Source organism: Pseudomonas sp. G11-1, assembly GCF_024031555.1.
GTDB classification, from domain to species: Bacteria; Pseudomonadota; Gammaproteobacteria; order Pseudomonadales; family Pseudomonadaceae; genus Halopseudomonas; species Halopseudomonas bauzanensis.
This window is the reverse complement of sequence record NZ_QEYQ01000001.1, coordinates 988,425-1,010,736: the sequence shown is the minus strand read 5'-3', so window position 1 is coordinate 1,010,736 and position 22,312 is coordinate 988,425. Positions and strand designations below refer to the sequence as shown.

17 protein-coding genes and 1 pseudogene are annotated in these 22,312 nt (G+C 62.3%); 8 read left to right on the top strand and 10 right to left on the bottom strand.

Translation table 11 applies throughout. From position 1 onward, the window contains the following. Positions 1-38: 38 nt before the first annotated feature. Complete coding sequence (locus tag DHB74_RS04695) at positions 39-803, bottom strand: FCD domain-containing protein (protein WP_499160878.1); 765 nt, start codon at positions 801-803, stop codon at positions 39-41. Between the two features lie 206 nt (positions 804-1,009). Here DHB74_RS04695 and DHB74_RS04690 point away from each other — a divergent pair, with 206 nt between their 5' ends. The 3 genes from DHB74_RS04690 to DHB74_RS04680 are packed head-to-tail and all read left to right on the top strand — an operon-like array spanning position 1,010 to position 6,731. After that, a complete protein-coding gene (locus tag DHB74_RS04690; protein WP_499160877.1) occupies positions 1,010-2,704 on the top strand; it encodes an L-lactate permease in 1,695 nt (564 codons plus the stop codon). 42 nt (positions 2,705-2,746) lie between these two features. Then, complete coding sequence (gene lldD / locus DHB74_RS04685; RefSeq protein WP_074777568.1) at positions 2,747-3,901, top strand: FMN-dependent L-lactate dehydrogenase LldD; 1,155 nt, start codon at positions 2,747-2,749, stop codon at positions 3,899-3,901. A gap of 13 nt (positions 3,902-3,914) precedes the next feature. Continuing rightward, on the top strand, positions 3,915-6,731 hold the full coding sequence (locus DHB74_RS04680; RefSeq protein ID WP_499160876.1) for an FAD-binding and (Fe-S)-binding domain-containing protein: 2,817 nt from the start codon (positions 3,915-3,917) through the stop codon (positions 6,729-6,731). Positions 6,732-6,743: 12 nt separating this feature from the next. Here the strand turns inward: DHB74_RS04680 and DHB74_RS04675 are convergent, their stop codons facing one another. From DHB74_RS04675 to ahcY, 7 genes and pseudogenes are all read right to left on the bottom strand, one after another. Continuing rightward, positions 6,744-7,397 (bottom strand): lysophospholipid acyltransferase family protein, encoded by a 654-nt coding sequence (locus tag DHB74_RS04675; protein WP_036989181.1) that lies wholly within the window; start codon positions 7,395-7,397, stop codon positions 6,744-6,746. Between the two features lie 14 nt (positions 7,398-7,411). Then, positions 7,412-8,368: a phosphatidate cytidylyltransferase gene (locus tag DHB74_RS04670; protein ID WP_218144697.1), complete on the bottom strand. Its 957-nt coding sequence runs from the start codon at positions 8,366-8,368 to the stop codon at positions 7,412-7,414. A gap of 2 nt (positions 8,369-8,370) precedes the next feature. After that, positions 8,371-9,027 (bottom strand): CDP-alcohol phosphatidyltransferase family protein, encoded by a 657-nt coding sequence (locus DHB74_RS04665; RefSeq protein ID WP_036989182.1) that lies wholly within the window; start codon positions 9,025-9,027, stop codon positions 8,371-8,373. After that, positions 9,024-9,416 (bottom strand): hypothetical protein, encoded by a 393-nt coding sequence (locus DHB74_RS04660; RefSeq protein WP_051610768.1) that lies wholly within the window; start codon positions 9,414-9,416, stop codon positions 9,024-9,026. The genes DHB74_RS04665 and DHB74_RS04660 overlap by 4 nt, the downstream gene beginning before the upstream one ends. A 199-nt stretch (positions 9,417-9,615) precedes the next feature. Next, a pseudogene (locus DHB74_RS04655) lies at positions 9,616-11,067 on the bottom strand (DEAD/DEAH box helicase); the annotation flags it as partial. A gap of 328 nt (positions 11,068-11,395) precedes the next feature. Then, complete coding sequence (gene metF / locus DHB74_RS04650) at positions 11,396-12,235, bottom strand: methylenetetrahydrofolate reductase [NAD(P)H] (RefSeq protein WP_499160875.1); 840 nt, start codon at positions 12,233-12,235, stop codon at positions 11,396-11,398. Between the two features lie 99 nt (positions 12,236-12,334). Beyond that, the gene (ahcY, locus tag DHB74_RS04645; protein WP_499160874.1) at positions 12,335-13,741 is read right to left on the bottom strand and encodes an adenosylhomocysteinase; all 1,407 of its coding nucleotides are present in this window, start codon (positions 13,739-13,741) and stop codon (positions 12,335-12,337) included. Between the two features lie 72 nt (positions 13,742-13,813). On the opposite strand from ahcY, the gene DHB74_RS04640 reads away from it, so the two are divergent. Then, positions 13,814-14,275 (top strand): c-type cytochrome, encoded by a 462-nt coding sequence (locus DHB74_RS04640; protein ID WP_499160873.1) that lies wholly within the window; start codon positions 13,814-13,816, stop codon positions 14,273-14,275. Positions 14,276-14,298: 23 nt separating this feature from the next. On the opposite strand, the gene metK is transcribed toward DHB74_RS04640, so the two are convergent. Together metK and DHB74_RS04630 are read right to left on the bottom strand one after the other, a co-directional pair. Then, complete coding sequence (metK, locus tag DHB74_RS04635; protein WP_036989185.1) at positions 14,299-15,489, bottom strand: methionine adenosyltransferase; 1,191 nt, start codon at positions 15,487-15,489, stop codon at positions 14,299-14,301. Between the two features lie 46 nt (positions 15,490-15,535). Further along, positions 15,536-16,525, bottom strand: coding sequence for an ArsR/SmtB family transcription factor (locus DHB74_RS04630; RefSeq protein ID WP_074777582.1), 990 nt, complete (start codon positions 16,523-16,525; stop codon positions 15,536-15,538). A 229-nt stretch (positions 16,526-16,754) separates the two neighbouring features. On the opposite strand from DHB74_RS04630, the gene tkt reads away from it, so the two are divergent. From tkt to fba, 4 genes are all read left to right on the top strand, one after another. Continuing rightward, entirely contained in the window at positions 16,755-18,752 is a 1,998-nt protein-coding gene (tkt, locus tag DHB74_RS04625; protein WP_499160872.1) for a transketolase, read from the top strand. Positions 18,753-18,848: 96 nt separating this feature from the next. After that, a complete protein-coding gene (gene epd / locus DHB74_RS04620; RefSeq protein WP_499160871.1) occupies positions 18,849-19,895 on the top strand; it encodes an erythrose-4-phosphate dehydrogenase in 1,047 nt (348 codons plus the stop codon). Positions 19,896-19,921: 26 nt separating this feature from the next. Beyond that, a complete protein-coding gene (locus DHB74_RS04615; protein ID WP_036989189.1) occupies positions 19,922-21,082 on the top strand; it encodes a phosphoglycerate kinase in 1,161 nt (386 codons plus the stop codon). A 152-nt stretch (positions 21,083-21,234) separates the two neighbouring features. Next, positions 21,235-22,299: a class II fructose-bisphosphate aldolase gene (gene fba / locus DHB74_RS04610; RefSeq protein WP_036989190.1), complete on the top strand. Its 1,065-nt coding sequence runs from the start codon at positions 21,235-21,237 to the stop codon at positions 22,297-22,299. The last annotated feature ends 13 nt before the right edge of the window (positions 22,300-22,312 follow it).

Below are 22,312 nucleotides of genomic sequence, written 5' to 3'. Positions count from 1 at the left end.
ATAGCCGCTCCGGTGGAAATCGCCCGGGATTGAGGGGTTCAGTGTTTCTCGCGTCGTTTAGCTCGGCTGCGGCGTTGCTCCTCCTGTTGGCGTTCGGCCAGTACTTCACGTACGAAATCGATATGCTCGCTGGCATGACGCCGGGCATCCTCGGCGCGGCCCTCGATGATTGCTTCCAGCAACTCCTGGTGTTGGCGCATCAGCATGGTGCGGGTGCTCGGGCGCAGGGCATACATGCCACCAATATTGGTCACCACGTTGCGCTTGAGTAGATCGAACAGACCACGAATGGTATGCAACAAGATGATGTTGTGACTGGCCTCGGCAATGGCCAGGTGAAAGCGCGCATCCGCGGCACCTTCCTCGGCCCGGCTGCCACCTTCCCGAGCGTAGCAGGCCTGTAGTACTTCGTAAGCCTCACGCAGGTGCTGATGATCGACTTCGGTAGCGCGCAGCGCGGCGTAATAGGCGCAATCGGCTTCCAGCGTATGGCGAAACTCCAGCAGGTCCCGGTGGGCCTCGGGGCGGCCTTCGAGCAGGTCGAGCAGCGGGTCGCTGAAGCTGGAGCCCAGGGACTCGGTGACATAATTGCCTCCCCCCTGACGGCTGACCAGCAGACCGCGGGCCGCCAGTTTCTGAATCGCCTCGCGCAAGGAAGGTCGGGAAACGCCGAACTGTTCAGCCAGTTGGCGTTCCGCTGGCAATCGTTCCCCCGGCTTCAATATGCCGTCGAGCATCATGGACTCCAGCTGTTCAACGATATTGTCTGACAGCCGGCGTTGTTGGATCTGGCCAACCTCCATCGTTCGCTCCTATTGGTCTGACCAATGATTCCAGAAGTATGCCGGCTAAACGCCGTCTCGAAAAGTTTTTCTCCGGTAATAAGACGAAGGTATAGGAAATTCTGTTTGACATGCTGGCGGTGCTTTTTTACGCTGATCGACACCGCCGGATAATTGGTATGACCAATTTACCCGAAGCCTTTCCAATAACAATGACGGAATACTGTATGTCTTCTGCACTTCTCGCTGTGCTGGCCTTTGCCCCAATTCTCCTGGCCGGTGTCTTGCTTATCGGGCTGCGCTGGTCAGCCAGGACCGCGATGCCGGTGGTCTATGGTGCCACTGTGTTGATCGCGCTGTTCGGCTGGGATATGAGCTTCAACCGCGTGCTGTCTTCGAGCTTGCAGGGGCTAATCATTACCCTCAGCCTGTTGTGGATTATTTTCGGCGCCATTCTGCTGCTCAATACCCTTAAATATTCCGGTGGCATCGCCGCCATTCGTTCCGGATTCGCGGTTATCAGCCCCGACCCGCGCATTCAGGTGGTGATCATCTGCTGGCTATTTGGCTGCTTTATCGAGGGAGCTTCCGGCTTCGGTACACCGGCGGCGATAGTCGCACCTCTTCTGGTGGCGATGGGCTTTCCGGCAATGGCGGCGGTGTTGATGGGCATGTTGTTGCAGAGCACGCCGGTGTCCTTCGGTGCGGTGGGCACGCCGATCATTGTCGGGGTTACCGCCGGGGTAGATAACGTGGCGCTCGGCGAGGCGCTGGCGGTTCATGGCTACGCCTGGACCGATTACATGCAGTGGGTAGCGGTGAAGGTGGCCATTATCCATGCCATGGTGGGCGTTGTTATGCCGGCACTGATGGTGCTGATGCTGACCCGCTATTTCGGTCGGGACAAGAGCTGGAAGGCCGGCTGGGAGGCAGTGCCCTTTGCGCTTTTCGCCGGACTGGCCTTCGTGCTGCCCTATGTTTTGACCAGTATCTTTCTCGGGCCGGAATTCCCTTCGCTGCTGGGCGGGCTGGTAGGTCTGTCGATAGTGACCCTGGCGGCTCGGGCCGGCTTTCTGGTGCCGAAGAACCGCTGGCAGTTCGCCGACCGCAAGGACTGGCCGTTGAGCTGGATGGGCACCATCGAGATGCGTGCCGAGGACCTCGGCAACCGGCCGATGAGTAGCCTGCGGGCCTGGATTCCCTATGTGCTGGTGGGTATTTTGCTGGTGGTCAGCCGGGTGTTCCCGGAGGTGACCGCGGCGCTGAAGAGTGTTGCGCTCACCTTCACCGGCATTCTCGGTGAGGCGGGCATCAATGCCGGCCTCGATCCGTTGTACCTGCCGGGTGGTGTGCTGGTGGCGGTGGTGCTGGCAACCTTCTTCATTCACCGCATGCGTCTGAGTGAGCTCGGCCGGGCGGCGCGCGAATCCGGGGGTGTGTTGCTCAGCGCCGGCTTCGTGTTGCTGTTCACGGTGCCGATGGTGCGCATTCTGATCAACTCGGGGGTCAACGGCGCTGACCTGCCGAGCATGCCGGTTGCCCTGGCGCACTTTGTTGCCGATAACGTGGGTGGAATCTATCCGCTGTTCGCTCCGGCCATCGGTGCGCTGGGGGCGTTCCTGGCGGGTTCCAATACCGTGTCCAACATGATGTTCAGCCAGTTCCAATACGGCGTGGCCACCAATCTGGGGCTGTCCACGGTGCTGGTGATCGCTGCCCAGGCAGTGGGCGCCGCCGCCGGCAACATGGTGGCAATTCATAATGTGGTAGCCGCTTCGGCTACAGTGGGTATGCTGGGGCGTGAGGGCCTGATCCTGCGCAAGACCATCTGGCCAACACTCTATTACGTGACCCTGGCCGGCGTCCTTACCCTGATCGGCTGTTATGTACTGGGCCTGACCGACCCTGTGCCCCTGGGTTGATGGCGGCGCTCACCACTTACGATACAACATGGGATTAACACGATGATCATTTCTGCCTCTACCGATTACCGCGCCGCTGCTCAGCGCCGGCTGCCGCCCTTCCTGTTCCACTATCTCGATGGCGGCGCCTATGCCGAGCACACGCTCAAGCGCAACGTCGCGGACCTTGCCGACATCGCGTTGCGCCAACGGGTGCTGAAGAACATGTCCGAGCTGAGCCTGGAAACCCGGCTGTTCGATGAGACCCTGGCCATGCCGGTGGCATTGGCGCCGGTGGGCCTGGCCGGTATGTACGCTCGCCGGGGTGAAGTGCAGGCGGCGCAGGCAGCGGCAGCCAAGGGCATTCCCTTTACCTTGTCCACCGTGTCGGTATGTGCGATCGAGGAAGTGGCCCCGGCGATTGACCGTCCCATGTGGTTCCAGTTGTACGTGCTGCGCGACCGCGGCTTCATGAAGAACGCCCTGGAGCGAGCCAAGGCTGCAGGGGTAACCACCCTGGTATTCACCGTGGACATGCCGGTACCCGGCGCCCGCTACCGCGATGCCCATTCCGGCATGAGCGGTGCCAATGGTCCTATGCGCCGGGTGCTGCAGGCAATGACGCATCCGCGCTGGGCGCTGGATGTGGGCCTGCTGGGCCGCCCGCATGACCTGGGCAATATTTCTACCTATCGCGGCAACCCGACCGGGCTGGCCGACTATATCGGCTGGCTGGGTGCCAACTTCGATCCTTCGATCAGTTGGAAGGACCTGGAGTGGATCCGCGAGTTCTGGGACGGCCCCATGGTGATCAAGGGCATTCTCGACCCCCAGGATGCCAGGGATGCGGTGAGTTTCGGCGCCGACGGCATCGTGGTGTCCAACCACGGCGGCCGCCAACTGGATGGTGTGTTGTCCAGCGCTCGCGCGCTGCCGGCCATCGCCGATGCGGTCAAGGGACAGATCAAGATTCTCGCCGACTCCGGTATCCGCAGTGGGCTGGATGTGGTGCGTATGCTGGCTCTGGGTGCCGATTGCACCCTGATCGGTCGGGCCTTCATCTACGCTCTGGCGGTGCATGGCGGGGCGGGAGTGACCAATCTGCTGGAGTTGATCGAAAAGGAAATGCGGGTGGCCATGGTGCTGACTGGCGCCAAGTCGATCAGCGAGATCAGTCCCGAGCTGCTGGCGCGCGAGCTGGCGCACCTGACGCAATAACGACGGAGCGCCGATGAGCCTGCCCGCTGACTTTCTGACTGCCGTTCGCCAGTTGATTCCTGCTCAGCGGTTGTTCGACGATCCGCTGTCGACCCTGGCATTCGGGACCGATGCCAGTTTCTACCGATTGATTCCCCAGTTGGTGGTAAGGGTCGAGGCGGAGGGCGAGGTGGTTGCCCTGTTGCAGCTGGCCACGCGGTTTGACGTGCCGGTGACCTTCCGCGCTGCGGGTACCAGCCTGTCCGGGCAGGCGCTCAGCGACTCGGTATTGATTGTGCTCGGCGATCAGTGGAATGGCCGTGAGATTCTCGATGGCGGCGAGCGCATCCGCCTGCAGCCGGGCGTGATCGGAGCCAACGCCAATGCTGCGCTGGCACCGCTGCAGCGCAAGATCGGTCCTGATCCGGCATCGATCAATGCGGCGAAGATCGGCGGTATCCTCGCCAACAACTCCAGCGGCATGTGCTGCGGCACCGCCCAGAACAGCTACCACACGCTGGCCGGGTTGCGCCTGGTGCTGGCCGACGGCAGCGTGCTGGATACCGAAGATGCAGCCAGTGTGGCCATATTTCGCCACAGCCATGCCGCGCTGCTGGAGCAACTGGCCGAACTGGGCCGGCAGACCCGTGCCGATACCGCGCTGGCCGAGCGCATTCGCCATAAATACCGACTGAAAAATACCACTGGGTTGTCGCTCAATGCGCTGGTGGATTTCGACGAGCCGCTGGAAATTCTCAGCCATCTCATGGTGGGCTCCGAGGGCACCCTGGGGTTCATCAGTTCGGTGACCTATCACACCGTGCCCGAGCATCCGCACAAGGCCACCGCGTTGTTGGTATTCCCCGATGTGGAGACCTGCTGCCGGGCGGTGCCGGTGCTCAAGCGCCAGCCAGTGGCTGCGGTGGAACTGCTCGATCGCCGCAGCCTGCGCTCGGTGCAGAATATGCAGGGCATGCCCGCCTGGGTACGCGAGCTGTCCGTCAATGCCTGTGCGCTGCTGGTGGAAACCCGAGCCGCCAGTCCCTCGCTACTGGACGAACAGATCGGCCAGATCTTGCACGCCCTTGCCGATTTTCCCCGGGAGAAGCAGGTCGATTTCAGTACCGATCCGCAGGTGTGCAACCAGCTATGGCGCATCCGCAAAGACACCTTTCCGGCGGTCGGCGCAGTGCGCCCGGTCGGGACCACGGTGATCATCGAGGATGTGACCTTCCCGGTCGAGGCGCTGGCCGAGGGCGTCAATCGCCTGCTCGAGCTGTTCGACCGCCACGGCTATACCGAGGCGATCATCTTCGGTCATGCGCTGGAGGGCAACCTGCATTTCGTCTTCACCCAGGGGTTCGACGATCCGGCCCAGGTGGCGCGATATGAAGCTTTCATGGGGGATGTGGCGCAACTGGTGGCGGTGGAATTCGGCGGCGCGCTGAAGGCCGAGCACGGCACCGGACGCAACATGGCGCCCTTTGTCGAGCTGGAGTGGGGCGCCGATGCCTATGCGTTGATGTGGCAAATCAAGCGGTTGCTCGATCCGACCGGCATTCTCAACCCTGACGTGGTCCTGTCCGAGAACCCGCGCATCCATCTGCAGAATCTCAAGCCGCTGCCGGCCGCCGACGACATCGTCGACAAGTGCATCGAATGTGGTTTCTGCGAGCCGGTGTGTCCGTCCAACGGACTGACCCTGACGCCGCGCCAGCGCATCGTTATCTGGCGCGACATTCAGGCGAAAAAGCGCGCGGGTATCGATACCCGTGAGCTGGAGCAAGCCTACCAACAGCAAGGCATCGACAGCTGCGCTGCCACCGGACTATGCGCCCAGCGCTGCCCGGTCGGCATCAATACCGGCGACCTGGTGCGCCAACTGCGCGCCGGGCAGGTGCTGCAGGCCCGGCGAGCCGACTGGCTGGCCGGGCATTTCGCCACTGCGCTCAAGGGCGCGCGGCTGACCTTGGCCGCGGCGGGTACCGCGCGGCGGCTGCTCGGCACACCGCGATTGCAGCGCCTCAGCCGGGGCGCGCAGCGGTTGTCCGGCGGCCGCCTGCCGCAGTGGACGCCCGCCATGCCACAGGCAGTGAAGTGGGTCGATATCCCAGCGTCCATGGCCAGCGACAAGCCCCGGGTGGTTTACCTGCCGGCCTGCGTATCGCGGGTGATGGGGCCGGCAGCGGGCAGCGGCGAGCAGATGTCCCTGTTCGACAAGACCCGCGCGCTGTTGGCAAAGGCCGGCTTCGAGGTGATTCTGCCAACCGGACTGGACGATCTCTGCTGCGGCCAGCCGTTCGCCTCCAAGGGTTATCCGGAGCAGGCCGAGCGCAAGCGCGGGGAACTGCTGGCTGCCTTGATGCAGGCCAGCGAGCAGGGCCGCTATCCGATCTACTGCGATACCAGTCCCTGCACCCTGCGGCTGCTGCAGGGCGAGCCGGATACGCGCCTGCAGTTGCATGACCCGGTGCGCTTCATCCGTGAGCATCTGCTTGACCGGCTGGAATTCCAGCCCGTCGATACCCCGGTGGCGGTGCACGTGACCTGCAGCACCCAGCATCTTGGCGAGGCCGACGCATTACTTGCCATCGCCCGGCGCTGCAGTACTCAGGTGGTGGTGCCCGAAGGCATCCACTGCTGCGGCTTCGCCGGCGACAAGGGCTTCACCCTGCCGCAGTTGAACAGCCATGCGCTGCGCACGCTCAAGAGCGCGGTAGGGAGTTGCGAACAGGGGGTATCCACCAGCCGAACCTGCGAGATCGGTCTGAGCAGCCACAGTGGCATCGATTATCAGGGGTTGGTGTATCTGGTGGATCGAGTGACGCGGGCGCGGCCTCCGGCGGTGTGATGACCGCCTTGGCTAGCCTTCCTGCTCCTTGCTCCGGGTAATGCATTGCGTCAGCAGGTCTTCCAGCGCCGTTTGCAGCTCGTTCATGAACGCGTCGCAGTCTTCTCCCGGCTCCAGTGGATCGCCGACCACGGCATCGCAGTTGAAAGGCACTATCATCGACCCGCCTCTGGGTAATGCCTTGCCCAGACCGTGCAGGGCAACCGGTGTGACACGGGTGCCGGGCTGGCTGCGAGCCAGATGGTAGATGCCCTTGCGCAGGGGTTGCAGTTGCTCCGGATCGCCCCGGCTGCCCTCGGGGAACAGCAGCAGGATCTGATCATCGGCCAATGCCCGCTGACACAGTTCGAAGACCTTGTCCTTGCCTACCTCGCCCTGGCGATCCAGCGGAATGATGCCGATCAGGTTGAGCGATAGCCAGGCGGTGAAGCGATTGCGCAGGAAGTAGTCCGCCGCGGCCACCGGGCGCACACGATGCAAGGTGGCCAGTGGGTAGAGTGACATCAACACCAGCGTATCGAGATGGCTGTTGTGATTGGCGGCCAGGATGGCCGGTCCGTGAACGGGCAGTTTTTCCCGCTGCAGCAAGTTGAGCCCCAGCATCAGATACACCACCGGGCGGACGATCAACAGAAAGAACAATACTTTTGGCAGCGCTTTGATCATGGCTTCTAGCTCGCTCAATACGCTGTATATCGCAGGAAGTGGAAAAACAGCGGGGCGGTATACATCAGGCTGTCGATGCGATCGAGAATACCGCCATGCCCTGGAATCAACTGACCGGTGTCCTTGATCAGCAGATCACGCTTGACCGCTGAAATGGTGAGATCACCGACGAAACCCGCTATACCTATCAGTAACCCTGCAAGCAATCCCAGGGGCCAATGCAATGGAGTCAGCCACGGAGCCAACAGGCCGCCGAGCAGGGTGGTGGTGGCAATACCGCCAAGGAAACCTTCCCATGTCTTGTTCGGGCTGATGCCGGGGACGATCTTGCGGCGTCCGAAGGTCTTGCCCCAGATGTACTGGGCAACATCGTTGAACTGGGTGAGGAATACCAGGTACAGCACCAGGCCGACACCGCCGCCGGCCGGGTTGGTCTCTGCCGGCAGCATCAACAGATAGGCGACATGGCTGATCGCGAATACCGTTGTCATTACCGCCCATTGATAGGATGCCACTGCGCGAATGAAGCCCTTGGTCTCACCCAGCAGCAACAATCCGAAGGGTATCAGCAGGAAAAGATAAACCGGAATGAAGATGGTGAACATGCCGTACCAGTCGGTGGCGATCCAGTAGTAATGCACCGGCACCAGCAGATAGAGCGCCAGGATCAATCGCCGATCCGTCAGGCGCACCGGCAGAATCGAGAAGAACTCGCGCAGGGCGATGAAGCTGAGGATGGTGAAAAAGATCAGCGAGGCGGTATGACCGATGACCAGTGCAGTGAATACCACCAGCACCATGATCCACCAGGACCTGATCCGCTGCTGCAACTCGATATGGGTTCCAGCGGGCAAGCGGCTGACCAGCAGCCGCTGGATGATTGAAGCGAGCACCAGCAGCGCCAGCACCAGCACCATCGCGGTAAGCGTGTTGGGCGTCAGTTCCAGCATGAATGGCAGGCCGAGATCCATCTTCAAGCTCCGGTATTCAGTTGACGGTAGGCGCCGAATAGCCGGCGCAGGCAAGTCAAGGCGCTGCCGACGACCAGGACAATGAGGGCCAGCCACAGCAGCTCACCATGGCCATCCCAGAGGAACTGCAGTGCCGAAGCCAGGCAGGCCAGGGTGAGCAAGGCCATGCGTTGCTGCTTGGCCATCGGCCCGCGGAAGTCTGCCGGCAGCCCCAGTGAAGCGCCCAGCACGCGGATATAGGCTGTCAGCACTGCGAGCAATGCACCGAGCCATGCCAGCCAGATGGCGGAGGGGTATTCGGGTACGGCGAAGCCGCAGGCGACGATCAGCAGCGGGTCAGCGATGCGGTCGGGTACATCATTGAATAGTTCCCCGGCCGGAGTCTGCTTGCCGCCCTCCATCGCCACCATGCCATCGAACAGATTGCAGAGCAGGCGACATTGGATCATCAGCGCGGCGCATATCAAACTGACTACCTGGTAGGCATCGCCGGTATGCCCTGCGGCGACTAGCGCGACGGCTCCAGCGGCGGCAAATATCACACTGCATACAGAGATCTGATTCGGTGTCACGTTGCGCTGGCTGAGCCAGGCGGCGATGCGATTGACCGTCCTCTGGTCGCGGATCTTCAGTGGACGCCGATTACTGGCTTCGCTCATGGGCTGGGCTCGCTGGAGGGGGTGGGAGACGGAGATTGGTATGCCAGTCGCAGGGTCAGATAGATACAGAAAATGAGGGCGGTGCAACTGGGTGGGGCAATGGTGAGCCACAGGTTCGGTGTCTGGCTGAGCCAGTGAAGCAGATACAGCGCACTGGTGCTTACCGATACCACCAGCAGTGGGGGCAACGAGATTGCCAGTGGGCGAGACGAGATTCGGTGAAAGAGTCGTGTGACGATGGCAGCCATCAGCAGGGTGATGATGGCGCTGGCAGCGCCCTGCAGCAGGCCGGCCAATAATGCATGAGCAGGGTCACTGGTCTGGTTGGCCAGCCAGGCCCAACTGCCCCAGAGCAGGAACGCCAATCCGGCGGTAATCATGTTGTGCATGGTGGGCGTGACATCAGTCCGTGAGTCAGGCCGCAAGGATAGGCTGCGCCCGGCGGTGAGGCGAGCGAAGGATCTGCTTATTGTGGACTAGCTCACATTCCGGCAACGCAGCGGAGAGGGGTGATCAGGAATCCGGAGCCGTGAATCGGCTCCGGACCTCGTCCTGATAGCTTGGGTCTCAGCTACCCAGCAGCGCCGGCTTTTCCCGCTGGCTGCGCTGGCGGTTTTCTTTGGGTGCATCCGGTACGGCGCGATTGCCCATAGCCTGCAGGCGACGTTCGCGGGCGACGGCATCTTCCGGCTCGGCAATACCCGGACGGGCCTGCTGCGGGCGGCGCGGTTTGTTATTGCTACCGCCGTTGCTGCTGCGCGGCTTGTCATTACGGCCGCCCTGGCCACGGGGCTGTCCGCCAGCATTGTTGCTACGACGCTGGTTGCGGCCATTGGCCGGGGCAGCGCCACGTGGGCGCTCCGGACGGTCGCTGTTGAGCTCGGCCTGGGCCGGCGGCACAAAACCCTCCAGGCTGCCTTCCTCGAATTTCTGCCGCGTCAGGCGTTCGATGGCCTTGAGCAGCTTCTCCTCGTCGGGGCTGACCAGCGAGACTGCCTCGCCGCTGCGACCGGCACGACCGGTACGGCCGATACGGTGCACGTAGTCTTCCGAGACGTTGGGCAACTCGAAGTTGACCACATGGGGCAACTGGTCGATATCCAGGCCGCGGGCGGCAATATCGGTGGCAACCAGCACCCGGATCTTGTTGGCCTTGAAGTCGGCCAGTGCCTTGGTGCGTGCGCTCTGGCTCTTGTTGCCGTGAATGGCTGCAGCGGGCAGGCCATTCTTGTCCAGATACTCGGCCAGGCGGTTGGCGCCGTGCTTGGTGCGGGTGAAGACCAGCACCTGTTCCCAGGCGCCCATGGTGATCAAATGAGCTACCAGCGCGCGCTTGTGACCGGCTTGCACGCGGTAGACGCGCTGCTCGATACGCTCGACGGTGGTGTTCAGCGGGGTGACCTGAATGCGCGCCGGGTTGTGCAGCAGGCGGTTGGTCAGCTCGGTGATTTCGGCCGAGAAGGTGGCGGAGAACAGCAGGTTCTGGCGCTTGGCCGGCAGCTTGGCGATGACCTTCTTCACGTCGTGAATGAAGCCCATGTCGAGCATGCGGTCGGCTTCGTCCAGGACAAAGAACTCGACGGCGGACAGATCGACCGCGCGCTGGCCGACCAGATCCAGCAGGCGACCGGGGCAGGCCACCAGGATATCCAGACCCGGGGCGATGGCCTTCATCTGCGGGTTGGCGCCGACACCGCCGAAGATGCAGGCGCTGTGCAGCTGCAGCTCGGTGGCGTAGGAGCGGATGTTGTCGTGCACCTGGGCTGCCAGTTCACGGGTCGGCGTCAATACCAACGCGCGGACCTTGCGCGGGACGCGCTTGTAGTCAGCTGGGCGCTGGCCGTTGGGGAACAGCAGTTCCAGAATCGGCAGTGAAAAACCGGCGGTCTTGCCGGTACCGGTCTGGGCGGCGACCATCAGGTCGCGGCCTTCCAGAACGGCCGGGATGGCCTGGGTCTGGACGGGAGTGGGGGTGGTATAACCAGTGGCAGCCACGGCGCGCACCAGCGCGTCGGACAGGCCGAGAGAGGCAAAGGACATTCAGATAAACCCTGTGATGGCCGTTTGCGAACAAGGACTGTCCGTGCGGCCGAAAATGAAGAGGCTGGAGTGTAACAGAAATGAACCAGTCTCGCAGAAAAAAGCTTCCCGGCGGTCGCCGGAGGCGCTGGAACAAGCCGGAGATATATCGCCCAGCAAGGCGGCCTGGAGCGGCGCTGGCCGAGGCCGAACGCAGCCCGCTTGGGAAACAACACCGTCCGACGGAGGGGCGGGTGCCATCCCGGCCAGGGGTGTTCCAGGCGGCCGGGATGGAACTCGACACTCCAACAGCAGATAGGGAGAGTGTGTTTCTATATCGACTGTTGGGTTACAGATTATCCAGGATCGCCAGGCTTGGTTGCGCCTGATTCAGCGTATAGAAGTGCAGGCTCGGTGCGCCGCCGTCGAGCAGGCGTTGGCACATGTCGCTGATCACTTCAGTACCGAAGGCCGCAATACTGGCGCTGTCATCGCCGTAGGATTCCAGCTGCTTGCGGATCCAGCGCGGGATTTCCGCACCGCAGGCATCGGAGAAACGCGACAGGCTGGTGTAGTTGGTGATCGGCATGATGCCGGGCACGATCGGCAGATCCACACCGGCCTTGCGCACCCGGTCGACGAAATGGAAGTAGCAGTCGGCGTTGAAGAAATACTGGGTAATCGCGCTGTCGGCGCCGGCCTTGGCCTTGCGGACGAAGTTCTCCAGATCCGCTTCGAAATTGCGTGCCTGTGGGTGCGCCTCGGGGTAGGCGGCGACCTCGATGATGAAATGGTCACCGGTTTCCTCGCGGATGAACTCGACCAGCTCGTTGGCGTAGCGCAGCTCACCGGAGGCGCGGCCCATACCGGAGGGCAGGTCGCCACGCAGCGCAACGATACGGCGGATGCCGGCTTCGCGGTATTCGGTAAGCAACTGACGCAGGTCTGCCTTGCTGTCGCCCACGCAGGACAGGTGTGGTGCGGTCGGGATCTTTACCTGCTGATCCAGCTGCAGCACGGTATTGATGGTGCGGTCGCGGGTGGAGCCACCGGCGCCGTAGGTCACCGAGAAGAACTCGGGTTGCTGGTCGGCCAGTACATGGGCCGCCGCGATCAGCTTCTCGTGACCGGCTTCGGTCTTGGTCGGGAAGAACTCGAAGCTGACGGGAATCTCTTTGCTGGTCGTCATGACTCGTCTCTTATCAAACTCATCTGGTAGGAGCCTCGCCTCGCTGCGATAGCGGACTGCCGATCGCAGCGAGGCGCAACGCCTGACTTGCCGCTGTGCTTAGTAGCGGTAGGTGTCCGGCTTGAACGGGCCGTTGACCGGTACGCCGATGTAATCGGCCTGGACCTGGGTCATCTGGGTGACCACACCGCCGAAGCCCTTGACCATCTCCAGGGCCACTTCCTCGTCCAGCTCCTTGGGCAGCACTTCCACGCGCAGCAGCTCGGCCTTGGCGCTGGCATCCAGGTTGGCGTAGCCCTGCTTGAACAGGTGGATCTGCGCCAGCACCTGGTTGGCGAAGGAGCCATCCATGATACGGCTGGGGTGGCCGGTGGCGTTGCCCAGGTTGACCAGACGGCCTTCGGCCAGCAGGATCAGGTAGTCATCATTGGCCGGGTCGAAGTTGTCCTTGCCGGTGCGGTGGATCTTGTGCACCTGCGGCTTGACCTCTTCCCAGTGCCAGTTCTGGCGGGTGTAGGCGGTGTCGATCTCGTTGTCGAAGTGGCCGATGTTGCACACCACGGCACGCTTCTTCAGCGCCTTGAGCATATTGGCGTCACAGACATTGACGTTACCGGTGGTGGTGACGATCAGGTCGGTGTTACCCAGCAGCTCGCGGTTGATGCAGGCTTCGGTACCATCGTTGATGCCGTTGATATAGGGCGACACCACTTCATAACCGTCCATGCACGCCTGCATGGCGCAGATCGGGTCGGCCTCGGCGACGCGCACGATCATGCCTTCCTGGCGCAGGGACTGGGACGAGCCCTTGCCCACGTCGCCATAACCGATGACCAGTGCCTTCTTGCCGGACAGCAGGTGGTCGGTGGCGCGCTTGATGGCGTCGTTCAGGCTGTGACGGCAGCCGTACTTGTTGTCGTTCTTGCTCTTGGTGACCGAGTCGTTGACGTTGATCGCCGGTACCTTGAGTGTGCCCTTTTTCAGCATGTCGAGCAGGCGGTGCACGCCGGTAGTGGTTTCTTCGGTGACGCCGTGCACGCTTTCCAGTACCTGGGGGAATTTCTCGTGCAGGATCAGGGTCAGATCGCCGCCGTCATCCAGCACCATGTTGGCATTCCACGGCTGGCCGTCCTTGAGGATGGTCTGCTCGATACACCATTCGTATTCTTCCTCGGTTTCACCCTTCCAGGCGAATACCGGTACGCCGGCTGCGGCAATGGCAGCGGCTGCGTGGTCCTGGGTGGAGAAAATATTGCACGAGGACCAGCGCACTTCGGCACCCAGTTCGACCAGCGTCTCGATCAGCACGGCGGTCTGGATGGTCATGTGGATGCAGCCCAGGATGCGCGCGCCCTTGAGCGGCTGCTCACCGGCATACTTGCGACGCATGGCCATCAGCGCCGGCATCTCGGATTCGGCAATGATGATCTCGCGGCGGCCGTAATCGGCCAGGCTGATATCAGCCACCTTGTAGTCGGTGAAATTGCTCTGGATAACTGCGCTCATACTTTTCTCCAATCAGTTTCAGGTGGAAGACGCGTTAAGATAGCGCCCTCAATGTTCCAAAGGGATGTCACGATGTTTGCTGTTCCAACCCCCAAAATTCTGTTGCTCGCTGCCCTCGGCCTGGCGCTGGCCGGCTGTGGTAACAAGACCGATCCCAACTCGCCGGAAGGCAAACGCCAGGCGGCCTTCAAGGACTTTCTCAGTCACAGCGAGCCGATGGGTGGCATGCTGCGTGACCGTCTGCCCTTCGATGGCGACACCTTCGCCGCCCATGCCCAGGCCCTGGCTGCTTCCGTCGAAGCGCCTTGGGCGTATTTCCCCGAACCGGGGGAAACCGAGCAGAAGCATGCTGCTCTGCCTGAGGTCTGGACTGACCCCGCAGGCTTTGCCCAGGCCATTGACCGCTATCGCGATGCAGTAGCCGAGCTGGCGGAGGTCACTGCGCAGGGCGTCGAAACGCCTGAACAGGTGACCGAGGCCTTCAGCGCCGTGCAGCAGAGCTGCAAGGGCTGTCACGATAACTTCCGGCGTTAACTCCTGACGTTGACCTGCTGCGGTCAGACCTTCGCGTCAGCCCGCAGCGCCTCGGCCTTGTCCGTCTTCTCCCAGGGGAAGGCGGTGAAGGTGTCATTGCCCACCGTCATCTCGAACGGGTTGCGGCCGAAGTGGCCGTAGGCCGCAGTGGCGCGGTACATCGGGTGCAGCAGGTCGAGCATGCGAGTGATCGCATAGGGCCGCAGGTCGAAGTGCTCGCGCACCAGCTTGATGATCTGCTCATCGCTGATCTTGCCGGTACCGAAGGTATTGACCGAGACCGACGTCGGCTGCGCTACACCGATGGCGTAGGACACCTGGATCTCGCAGCGCTCGGCCAGGCCGGCAGCCACGATGTTCTTGGCCACATAACGACCGGCATAGGCGGCGCTGCGGTCAACCTTGGACGGGTCCTTGCCGGAGAAGGCGCCACCACCGTGACGGGCCATGCCGCCGTAGGTGTCGACGATGATCTTGCGACCGGTCAGGCCACAGTCGCCCACCGGCCCGCCGATGACGAACTTGCCGGTCGGGTTGATGTGGTACTGGGTGTCGGCATGCAGCAGCTCGGCCGGAATCACGTGCTTGATGATGGTCTCCATCACCGCTTCGCGCAGGTCGGCCTGCTCGATTTCCGGGTTGTGCTGGGTCGACAGCACGATGGCGTCGATGCCGACTACCTTGCCGTTGTCATAGCGGCAGGTGACCTGGGATTTGGCATCCGGGCGCAGCCAGTTCAGCGTACCGTTCTTGCGCACTTCGGCCTGGCGCTCGACCAGTCGGTGGGCGAAGGTGATCGGTGCGGGCATCAGCACATCGGTCTCATTGCTGGCATAGCCGAACATCAGACCCTGGTCGCCGGCACCCTGGTCTTCCGGCTTCTGCCGGTCGACGCCCTGGGCGATGTCGGGTGACTGCTTGCCGATGATGTTGATCACGCCACAGGTATCGGCGTCGTAACCGACCTCGGAGGAGGTGTAGCCGATATCCTTGATCACGCCGCGCACCAGATCTTCCAGGTCGACCCAGGCGCTGGTGGTGATTTCACCACCGACGATGGCAACCCCGGTTTTCACCATGGTTTCGCAGGCCACGCGGGCAAATTTGTCCTCGGCGAGAATGGCATCCAGCACAGCGTCGGAAATCTGGTCGGCCAGCTTGTCCGGATGGCCTTCGGAGACCGATTCGGAGGTGAAAATCGAGTATTCGCTCATGGTCACAGCCCTTTCGTTGACAGGGGGCGGGTAGCACGATGACGGATCATCGGGCACCCTTGGTAAATTGTTGCAGCTGAATCTGGAAGCCGTTGCGCAGCCCCAGGTACAGGCTGCTGCCGAGCTCCAGTCCGGCACTGCCGGCCCAGCGGGCCAGGTCGTCCTGATCGAAGCCCAGCCAGAGGTCGCCGCAGGTCTCCCGGACCCAGCTCTGGTCGTGACTGCACAGCTCGGTCAGCACCAGAGTGCCGCCGGGTTTGAGCAGGTCGGCAAAGCGCCGCAGCGCCTCGGCCGGTGCCGGCATATGGTGCAGCACCATATTGCATACCAGGCAATCGGCGGCCGGCAGTTCCTGCGGCAGTAACGCATCGGCCAGCAGGCAATCGACATTATCCAGGCCCGCCTCGGCACATTGTTGGCGGGCTCGTTCCAGCATAGCCGGTGCATTGTCCAGTGCCAGCACCCGGCCGAAGCGGCTGGCCAGGTCCGGCAGGAAACCGCCTTCACCGGGCCCCACTTCGATGGCCAGTTCAGTGGCGGGGAGCACCAAGCTATCGATCAGCCCCAACAGCGATTCGCGATACAGACCGAAATGCGCGATCAGGTCCTGCTGGGCCGGCGTGCCATCGGCAAAGCGGGCGAAGAACTGTCGGGAGACCTCGCCGCGCTGGCTATGCACTGCGGCAATCGCCTGGGTCAGCGCCGGCTCCAGGGGCAGTGCGTCCAGCCCGTTCAGCAACTGCTCGTGTAAATGCCGCCAATGACTGGCAGCATCCGGCAGGCTGCGCCGATAGAAAATCGAGTTGCCTTCCCGGCGGGTACGCACCAGGCCGGCATTGGCCAGTACCTTCAGGTGATGGCTGATACCCGACTGGCGCATGCCGAAGATCTGGGCCAGCTCCAGTACGCCAAAGGAATCGCTGCGCAGCGCCCGCAGGATATCCAGCCGCAGCTGGTCACCGGCAGCCTTGCAGAAGGCAGCCAGTTGTTCGGTAGCTGTATCGTCGAGGGGCGCAAGCCGTACTGGTTCGTTCATGGTGGAGCAGTGTAGTGAAGCCCCCGGCTGATCGCAATATCTATATCAAAATATTTTGATATAGATGCTCCGGCAGGGCCATTCGTCTCGCAACAGCGGTGTTTGCACCACGGAGTCGGGGTTTTCATTGCCCGTTGCGGCAGTTTGGGCGAAAATGCCGGCCTTTATTTCCCGGCCAGCCGACCTTGATCCCGGTTCGCCCTCTGCCTTGAAATCACAGGAGTAGTTCATGCCCAGTCGTCGTGACCGAGCCAATGCCATTCGTGCCCTCAGCATGGATGCGGTGCAGAAAGCCAACAGCGGCCACCCGGGTGCGCCCATGGGGATGGCGGATATCGCCGAGGTGCTGTGGCGTGACTTCATGAAGCACAACCCGGCCAACCCGAACTGGGCCGACCGCGACCGCTTCGTGCTGTCCAACGGTCACGGCTCGATGCTGATCTACTCGCTGCTGCACCTGACCGGCTATGACCTGTCGATCGATGACCTGAAGAATTTCCGCCAATTGCACAGCAAGACGCCCGGTCATCCGGAGCTGGGCTATACGCCGGGTGTGGAAACCACTACCGGCCCGCTGGGCCAGGGCATCGCCAACGCGGTGGGTTTCGCTCTGGCGGAAAAGATCATGGCTGCCCAGTTCAACCGGCCCGGTCACAATATCGTCGATCACGACACCTACGTGTTCCTCGGTGATGGCTGCATGATGGAAGGCATCTCCCACGAAGTCTGCTCGCTGGCCGGTACCCTGGGCCTGAGCAAGCTGACCGCCTTCTATGATGACAACGGCATTTCCATCGATGGCGAAGTACACGGCTGGTTCACCGACGACACCCCGCGCCGCTTCGAGTCCTACGGCTGGCAGGTGATCCGCAATGTCAACGGCCATGATGCCGACGAAATCAAGACCGCTATCGAGACCGCCCGCAAGAGCGACAAGCCGACCCTGATCTGCTGCAAGACCATCATCGGCTTCGGCTCGCCGAACAAGCAGGGCAAGGAGTCCTCCCACGGCGCGGCCCTGGGTGATGCGGAAATTGCCCTGACCCGCGAAGCGCTGGGTTGGAGCCACGGCCCGTTCGAGATCCCCGCCGACATCTATGCCGAGTGGGATGCCAAGGACGCCGGTAACCAGGCCGAGCAGCAGTGGAATGAGAAATTTGCCGCCTACCAGGCCGAGTTCCCCGAACTGGCTGCCGAGTTCACCCGGCGCATGGCCGGCGAGCTGCCGGCGGACTTCGACGAAAAAGCTTCGGCCTACATCCGCGCCGTGGCCGAGAAGGGCGAGAACATCGCCAGCCGCAAGGCCAGTCAGAACTGCCTGAACGCTTTTGGCCCCATGCTGCCGGAGCTGCTCGGCGGCTCGGCTGACCTGGCCGGCTCCAACCTGACTCTGTGGGATGGCTGCAAGCCGGTGGTCGAAGAGGACGCCTCGGGCAACTACATGTACTACGGCGTACGTGAATTCGGCATGGCAGCGATCATGAACGGCGTGGCGCTGCACGGTGGCCTGGTGCCCTATGGTGCGACCTTCCTGATGTTCATGGAATACGCGCGCAACGCGGTGCGCATGTCGGCATTGATGCGCCAGCGCGTCATCTATGTATTCACCCACGACTCCATCGGTCTGGGCGAAGATGGCCCAACCCACCAGCCGGTCGAGCAACTGACCAGCCTGCGCACCACGCCGAACCTGGATACCTGGCGTCCGGCCGATACCGTCGAGTCGGCGGTGGCCTGGAAGCATGCGCTGCAGCGCAACGACGGCCCCAGCGCGTTGATCTTCTCGCGCCAGAACCTGCCGTGCCATATCCGCGACAACGAAACCGAGGCGGCCATTGCACGCGGCGGTTACGTGCTCAAGGACTGTGCCGGCGAGCCGGAACTGATCCTGATTGCCACCGGCTCGGAAGTTGGCCTGGCTGTTCAGGTCTGGGAAAAGCTCACCGAGCAGGGCCGTCAGGTTCGCGTGGTGTCCATGCCTTGCACCAGCGTGTTTGATCAGCAGGACGCCGAGTATCGTCAGGCCGTACTGCCGCTGGAAGTAGGCGCACGCATCGCCATCGAGGCGGCCCACGCCGATTACTGGTACAAGTACGTTGGCCTGGATGGTCGCATCGTCGGCATGCACAGCTATGGCGAGTCGGCGCCGGCGGGTGCGCTGTTCGAAGAGTTCGGCTTTACTGTCGACAACGTGCTGGCGGTGGCTGAAGAGCTGCTGGAAGATTGATCACAGCGGCAAGTGACCAGTGGCAGGTGACAAGTTGAAGGTACCCAGCTTGTCACCTGCTGCTGGTGGCTTGCAGCTGCAACCGAGCTGCTGACCATGTCCTCGAGTCACCGTCCCCTGCGCATTGCCCTCAACGGTTACGGCCGTATCGGACGCTGTGTGCTGCGTGCACTGCATGAACGCGGTGGCAGCGATATGCAGATTGTCGCCCTGAACGATCTGGCCGACCAGGCCAGCATCGAGTACCTGACCCGTTTCGATTCCACCCACGGGCGCTTTCCCGGCGAGGTTCGGGTCGATGGGGATTGTCTGCATATCAATGGCCAGTGCGTGCAGGTGCTCTGTGCACCCTGCCCCGAGGATATCGACTGGCAGGCATTGGAGCTCGATCTGCTGCTGGAATGCTCGGGGCAATACACCTCCCGTGCCGACGCCGAGCGATTCCTCCAGGCCGGCGCGCCGCGTGTCCTGTTCTCCCAGCCGATGGCCGGTGCCGGGGCAGTGGATACCACGCTGGTTTATGGCATCAACCACCAGACGCTGGATCCAGCCGCGCGGTTGGTCTCCAACGCCTCCTGCACCACCAACGCCAGCGTACCGGTGCTGCGACTGCTCAACGAGTTGATCGGGCTGGAATATATCTCCATCACCACTATCCACTCGGCAATGAACGATCAGCCGGTGATCGACGCCTATCATCACACCGACCTGCGTCGTACGCGTTCGGCATTCCAGTCGGTGATTCCGGTTTCCACCGGGTTGGCCCGCGGAATAGAGCGGCTGTTGCCGGAGTTGGCCGGACGTGTTGAAGCCAAGGCGATCCGCGTGCCGACGGTCAACGTCTCGGCGCTGGATATCACTTTGCAGACCTCACGCGATACCAGTGCGGCGGAAGTGAACCGTCTGCTCAAATCCGCGTCAGAGTCTGAGTATCGCGGGCTGCTTGATTACACCGAACTGCAGCATGCCAGTTGCGATTTCAACCACGACCCGCATTCGGCGATCGTCGATGGCAGCCAGACCCGGGTGGCCGGGCCACGGCTGGTCAATCTGCTGGTGTGGTTCGACAACGAATGGGGATTTGCCAACCGGATGCTGGACGTGGCGGATTACTGGTTGCAGCTGGCCAACCGGAATAACTGATCAACATTATCGACAAGGAACTCTGCATGACCGTATTGACCATGAAAGAGCTGGATCTCAAGGGCCAGCGGGTATTGATCCGTGAAGACCTGAACGTGCCGGTCAAGGACGGCCAGGTCAAGAGTGATGCGCGCATTCTTGCGGCCCTGCCGACCATCCGGCTGGCGCTGGAGAAAGGCGCGGCGGTAATGGTCTGCTCGCACCTGGGGCGCCCTGAGGAGGGCGTGTTCAGCGAGACGGACAGCCTGGCACCGGTAGCCGATTACCTGAGCAAGGCGTTGGGCCGTGAAGTGCCGCTGGTACGTGACTATCTGGGCGGCGTCGCGGTGCAGCCGGGCGAGGTGGTGCTGCTGGAGAACGTCCGTTTCAATAACGGCGAGAAAAAGAATACCGATGAACTGGCGCAGCAGTATGCCGCGCTGTGCGATGTGTTCGTCATGGATGCCTTCGGTACCGCTCACCGGGCCCAGGGTTCCACCCATGGCGTGGCCAAGTTCGCCCAGGTTGCCTGTGCCGGCCCGCTGCTGGCCGCCGAGCTGGACGCGCTGGCCAAGGCGTTGGACAAGCCGGCCCAGCCCATGGCGGCCATTGTCGCCGGCTCCAAGGTATCCACCAAACTGGATGTGCTCAACGCCCTGGCGGACAAGTGCGACCAGCTGATCGTTGGCGGCGGCATTGCCAACACCTTCCTCGCTGCTGCGGGGTTGCCGGTGGGCAAGTCGCTGTATGAAGCCGATCTGGTGGACACGGCCAAGGCCATCGCCGCCAAGGTCAGCGTGCCGCTGCCGGTGGATGTAGTGGTCGCCAAGGCCTTTGCCGAAGACGCCGAAGCCACCGTCAAGCTGGTAGCCGAAGTTACCGAGGACGACATGATCCTGGATATCGGCCCGCAGACCGCCGCCCAGTTCGCCGAGCTGCTCAAGTCTTCCGGCACCATTCTGTGGAACGGCCCGGTTGGCGTGTTCGAGTTCGATCAGTTCGGTGAAGGTACCAAGGCGCTGGCGTTGGCCATTGCCGAAAGCCAGGCCTTCTCGATTGCCGGTGGTGGCGATACCCTGGCAGCGATCGACAAGTATGGCGTCGCCGAGCGCATTTCCTATATTTCCACCGGTGGTGGAGCTTTCCTCGAATTTGTCGAAGGCAAGGTGCTGCCCGCGGTCGAGATCCTGCAGCAGAGAGCGCGCTGAGCGCAGTAGCAAGCGTCAGTTTTTGCACGATAACAGGCGCTCGGCGACAGGCCGGGTGCCATGAGTTGAAGCCAGGTGAGTAAACTGTCAGCCTTGACCGACTGTTTGCCGCTTACCGCTTTACCCAGACATCATTTACGGAGAGAAAGACCATGGCTTTGATCAGCATGCGCCAGTTGCTGGACCACGCCGCCGAGCACGGTTACGGCGTCCCGGCCTTCAACGTCAACAACCTGGAGCAGATGCGCGCCATCATGGAAGCGGCCGACAAGACCGACTCCCCAGTGATCGTGCAGGCCTCCGCCGGTGCCCGCAAATACGCCGGCGCGCCTTTCCTGCGCCACCTTATCCTCGCCGCTATCGAAGAATTTCCGCACATTCCGGTGTGCATGCATCAGGATCACGGCACCAGCCCGGCGGTATGCCAGCGCTCCATTCAACTGGGCTTCTCCTCGGTGATGATGGATGGTTCCCTGGGTGAAGACGGCAAGACCCCGACCGACTATGACTACAACGTCGACGTGACCCGCCGTACCGTGGAAATGGCTCACGCCTGCGGTGTGTCGGTGGAAGGCGAGCTGGGTTGCCTGGGCAGCCTGGAAACCGGGCAGGCCGGAGAAGAGGACGGTATCGGCGCCGAAGGTACCCTGGATCACAGCCAGATGCTGACCGATCCCGAGGAAGCTGCCGATTTCGTCAAGCAGACCAAGGTGGATGCTCTGGCCATTGCCATCGGCACCAGCCACGGCGCCTACAAGTTCACCAAGCCGCCGACGGGCGACATCCTGGCGATCGATCGCATCAAGGAAATCCACAAGCGCATCCCCAATACCCACCTGGTGATGCATGGCTCCTCCTCGGTGCCGCAGGAGTGGCTGGCGATCATCAACGAGTACGGTGGCGACATCAAGGAAACCTACGGTGTGCCGGTCGAGGAAATCGTCGAGGGCATCAAGCACGGCGTGCGCAAGGTGAACATCGATACCGACCTGCGTCTTGCCTCCACCGGTGCCATGCGTCGTCATATGGCGCTGCATCCCAGCGAGTTCGATCCGCGCAAGTTCTTCGCCGAAACGGTCAAGGCCATGCGTGATGTCTGCATCGCCCGTTACGAAGCCTTCGGCACTGCCGGACATGCCTCCAGCATCAAGCCGATCAACCTGGAAACCATGTTCCAGCGCTACGCCAGCGGCGAGCTGGATCCCAAGGTCAACTGATCCGTACCGGCGC

Coding starts and splice junctions, on each gene's coding strand:
- DHB74_RS04695 (WP_499160878.1), bottom strand. CDS start 803: ATGGAGGTTGGCCAGATCCAACAACGCCGGCTGTCAGACAATATCGTT.
- DHB74_RS04690 (WP_499160877.1), top strand. CDS start 1,010: ATGTCTTCTGCACTTCTCGCTGTGCTGGCCTTTGCCCCAATTCTCCTG.
- lldD (WP_074777568.1), top strand. CDS start 2,747: ATGATCATTTCTGCCTCTACCGATTACCGCGCCGCTGCTCAGCGCCGG.
- DHB74_RS04680 (WP_499160876.1), top strand. CDS start 3,915: ATGAGCCTGCCCGCTGACTTTCTGACTGCCGTTCGCCAGTTGATTCCT.
- DHB74_RS04675 (WP_036989181.1), bottom strand. CDS start 7,397: ATGATCAAAGCGCTGCCAAAAGTATTGTTCTTTCTGTTGATCGTCCGC.
- DHB74_RS04670 (WP_218144697.1), bottom strand. CDS start 8,368: ATGGATCTCGGCCTGCCATTCATGCTGGAACTGACGCCCAACACGCTT.
- DHB74_RS04665 (WP_036989182.1), bottom strand. CDS start 9,027: ATGAGCGAAGCCAGTAATCGGCGTCCACTGAAGATCCGCGACCAGAGG.
- DHB74_RS04660 (WP_051610768.1), bottom strand. CDS start 9,416: ATGCACAACATGATTACCGCCGGATTGGCGTTCCTGCTCTGGGGCAGT.
- metF (WP_499160875.1), bottom strand. CDS start 12,235: ATGACGACCAGCAAAGAGATTCCCGTCAGCTTCGAGTTCTTCCCGACC.
- ahcY (WP_499160874.1), bottom strand. CDS start 13,741: ATGAGCGCAGTTATCCAGAGCAATTTCACCGACTACAAGGTGGCTGAT.
- DHB74_RS04640 (WP_499160873.1), top strand. CDS start 13,814: ATGTTTGCTGTTCCAACCCCCAAAATTCTGTTGCTCGCTGCCCTCGGC.
- metK (WP_036989185.1), bottom strand. CDS start 15,489: ATGAGCGAATACTCGATTTTCACCTCCGAATCGGTCTCCGAAGGCCAT.
- DHB74_RS04630 (WP_074777582.1), bottom strand. CDS start 16,525: ATGAACGAACCAGTACGGCTTGCGCCCCTCGACGATACAGCTACCGAA.
- tkt (WP_499160872.1), top strand. CDS start 16,755: ATGCCCAGTCGTCGTGACCGAGCCAATGCCATTCGTGCCCTCAGCATG.
- epd (WP_499160871.1), top strand. CDS start 18,849: ATGTCCTCGAGTCACCGTCCCCTGCGCATTGCCCTCAACGGTTACGGC.
- DHB74_RS04615 (WP_036989189.1), top strand. CDS start 19,922: ATGACCGTATTGACCATGAAAGAGCTGGATCTCAAGGGCCAGCGGGTA.
- fba (WP_036989190.1), top strand. CDS start 21,235: ATGGCTTTGATCAGCATGCGCCAGTTGCTGGACCACGCCGCCGAGCAC.